The organism is Alcanivorax sp. UBA3183 (assembly GCF_002364155.1).
GTDB classification, from domain to species: Bacteria; Pseudomonadota; Gammaproteobacteria; order Pseudomonadales; family Alcanivoracaceae; genus Alcanivorax; species Alcanivorax jadensis.
This window is the reverse complement of record NZ_DEXN01000047.1, coordinates 278401-278679: the sequence shown is the minus strand read 5'-3', so window position 1 is coordinate 278679 and position 279 is coordinate 278401. Positions and strand designations below refer to the sequence as shown.

The window sequence follows — 279 nt, the reverse complement described above, 5'->3', positions numbered from 1 at the left end:
ACCGGGCTCGGTGCCCGGCACATAGTCGAACCCGCCGGCATGCCAAGGGTGACACTTGCACAAACGCTTCGCCGCCAGCGCGCTGCCGCGCAAGCTGCCATGGACTTCCACCGCCTGTCGGGCGTATTCCGAGCAGGTGGGATAGAAGCGGCACTGGTTGCCGATCCAGGGGCTCAGCAGCTTCTGGTACAACCAGAGCATGCCGAGCAGAAACGATTTCACGGTATCAAGACCTGTGTGGTGTCAACTCAACGGGGCATGATACGGCCAATCCGGTGG

The 279-nt window shown here is 62.0% G+C and carries 1 protein-coding gene; it reads right to left on the bottom strand.

Annotated features, from left to right (window positions below; translation table 11 throughout):
- Window positions 1-222: membrane protein insertion efficiency factor YidD (yidD, locus tag B3Q33_RS15835; RefSeq protein ID WP_286829166.1), on the bottom strand; the 222-nt coding region annotated here is incomplete at its 3' end.
- Window positions 223-279: the final 57 nt, after the last annotated feature.